General features: G+C 50.8%; 3 protein-coding genes and 1 pseudogene. 1 reads left to right on the top strand and 3 read right to left on the bottom strand.

Annotated elements, in window-relative coordinates; genetic code table 11:
• Nucleotides 1-175: 175 nt before the first annotated feature.
• From AC559A_RS19000 to AC559A_RS19010, 3 genes are all read right to left on the bottom strand, one after another.
• Nucleotides 176-631, bottom strand: coding sequence for an Lcl C-terminal domain-containing protein (locus AC559A_RS19000; RefSeq protein WP_498819262.1), 456 nt, complete (start codon nt 629-631; stop codon nt 176-178).
• 240 nt (nt 632-871) lie between these two features.
• Nucleotides 872-1,351: an Lcl C-terminal domain-containing protein gene (locus AC559A_RS19005; protein ID WP_498819263.1), complete on the bottom strand. Its 480-nt coding sequence runs from the start codon at nt 1,349-1,351 to the stop codon at nt 872-874.
• A 55-nt stretch (nt 1,352-1,406) separates the two neighbouring features.
• Nucleotides 1,407-1,772, bottom strand: a complete 366-nt coding sequence (locus AC559A_RS19010; protein WP_498819264.1) for a hypothetical protein — start codon at nt 1,770-1,772, stop codon at nt 1,407-1,409.
• A 127-nt stretch (nt 1,773-1,899) separates the two neighbouring features.
• On the opposite strand from AC559A_RS19010, the pseudogene AC559A_RS19015 reads away from it, so the two are divergent.
• A pseudogene (locus AC559A_RS19015) lies at nt 1,900-2,123 on the top strand (hypothetical protein); the annotation flags it as partial.

Raw genomic sequence — 2,123 nt, forward strand, 5'->3', positions numbered from 1 at the left:
CGTGAGTTTTACCACGCCGCGTTAAATTTTCAAGTTCTCCGCGTTCTTCTTCAGTTAAAGTGACTCGGTAGCGTGGGCACATGGCGACCTCCCTGGTTTGTATGGAGTTCGCCTACCACAAAGAAGAACTAAACGAAAGAATAATTGTTACATGGTACTAGAGCTCCAAAACACCTCACTGTCCGGCGCGGACCGGCCACACGTGGAGGATGCTGTGCTTGGTGACGTTGCCCACATAGCCGCCGTCCATGAACACGAACCACGCGAAGCCCGTGTTGTCCGAGTCGGTCGTGCCGGACCAGTAGTTGGACGACTGGACCCCGGTAAAGGGATGTCCGCCTTGAATTGCATGGTATAAAGCCACAAGCTCATCCCTGCTCGGCAGCCGCCAGCCGCCAATGCCGGAGATGCTGAAAGAGCTGCACCTGGACATGGCGTCTTGCCAATTCAATCTGCCGAACGGGTTGGCATCCTTGGTCCACATCAGCCCCGTCACCGTGTCCGTCACCGTCCCGTTCCCATTGTCCAGGAATCTTTGGGCCTGAGCTTCGCCGGTCATGACCAGCCCGGTCAGGCAGAGCATGAAGGTCAGGGCCGCTGTCGCGTAAATCAGTCTGCACGCTTTTCGCATGACGCTGCTCCTTGAGGATATTGAATGATGTTCAAATAGTTAGTGTTTTTAGTCGATTGCTCTGGCCGGGTTAGGTTGTCCTTGGCGACTTCCATGCATTCCAAGGGAAAAATCATTGAAGAATAAAATATCCCATCGCTGCGTCACGCACGTAACGAATGGATAAACGAGCCGACTTCTCATCAGATAAGCAGTTAAATTGACTGGCTATCTGCTTTTTTCCGCTTCATTCCAAATTATTTATTCTGTACACCACGGTCTGCATATCGATTTTGTGTTTCCCTCATTATTTTGTCGTGCGGCACGAACATGGTGACGGATGGATTTATCAACAGAAATTGTATCAGAGTTGTTGAAGGTGACTGTCAATGCTTCGGAACCAGTAGAGGTGTATGACCAATATAAAGAATCTGCTGCCCCTTCTAGCATTGACTTGCATGCCGAAGAATACAATCTGACTAATGTATTTGCATCAGCCAATGCCCAGTCAGAATGTCCAGCCAATGAAAGGCCGGAGGCATAACTCATGGCCGCATCCCAGTTCATTGGACCAGCCGTTGCTTTCTGCCACATCAGGCCGGTTCCGTTATCCGTCACGGTTCCATCTCCGTTGTCCACGCACTGCTGGGCAAAGGCCGTGCCGGACATGACCAGTCCGGTCAGGCAGAGCATGAAGGCCAGGGCCGCTATTCCGAAAATCTTGCTCCACATTTTCCGCATGATGATGCTCCTTGAAAATATTGAAGATCTTCACTGATGAATGTTCGAAATGACTCTAACGGTACTCATGACATTCAATGCATTCTGATGCTTTTGTCAAACCCTGCTGCGGGCCGCCGGCCTTCCAGTGCGGGCAGTCGAAATTCCGGGAACCCTGCCCCAGGCAGTCATTCCTGTCGCGCATGCAGATGTTCAAGCATTCCATGACGCCCGGAGGGCACAGGGCCTCGCACTGGTCCCGTTTCTCGTCGCAGGCCCCCAGGATGCTCCTGAACGTCTCGTTGCAGCAGTTGTTGCAGTCGATCAGGTCGGGGCAGCCGTGGATGCAGTCGATGTAGGTGCCGGTGGCGGCATGAAGGTTGAGGGTTGCCATGAACAGCAGGGCCATGGCCAGTGACGCGGTCAGGAACAGTTTTCTCATTAACATTCTCCTTTACGGGTTGAAGAACCAAATAACCCTACAACGCAATTTAGATAAAAACACTTGATTGTTCACTCAAAGCCTGCCACTATGCCAATTACCTTACATCAAGCAAAGGAGGCAGGCCATGCTACCAGGTTGTCGAAGAAATGAGCATTGTTATTCAGTTCCAAAATTTGATTTAACCCTTGCAGAGATTGAAGGTTTTAAGGACAAGCTCGAAGGCTTCCACGAATATTTCCATGACTGCTTTCTCAGGAGCGAGTCCAGAGCCAATTTTTTTCGCTACATGAGTGGCCAGTTCAGTGGGCTTGAACGTAAATCAATTGAACCCATTGCCTTAAGTGTCGA

It is taken from the genome of Desulfonatronum zhilinae, assembly GCF_900182865.1.
GTDB classification, from domain to species: Bacteria; Desulfobacterota; Desulfovibrionia; order Desulfovibrionales; family Desulfonatronaceae; genus Desulfonatronum; species Desulfonatronum lacustre.

Excerpts from the sequence above, each read along its gene's own strand:
- AC559A_RS19000 (WP_498819262.1), bottom strand. The coding sequence starts at position 631 with ATGCGAAAAGCGTGCAGACTGATTTACGCGACAGCGGCCCTGACCTTC.
- AC559A_RS19005 (WP_498819263.1), bottom strand. The coding sequence starts at position 1,351 with ATGCGGAAAATGTGGAGCAAGATTTTCGGAATAGCGGCCCTGGCCTTC.
- AC559A_RS19010 (WP_498819264.1), bottom strand. The coding sequence starts at position 1,772 with ATGAGAAAACTGTTCCTGACCGCGTCACTGGCCATGGCCCTGCTGTTC.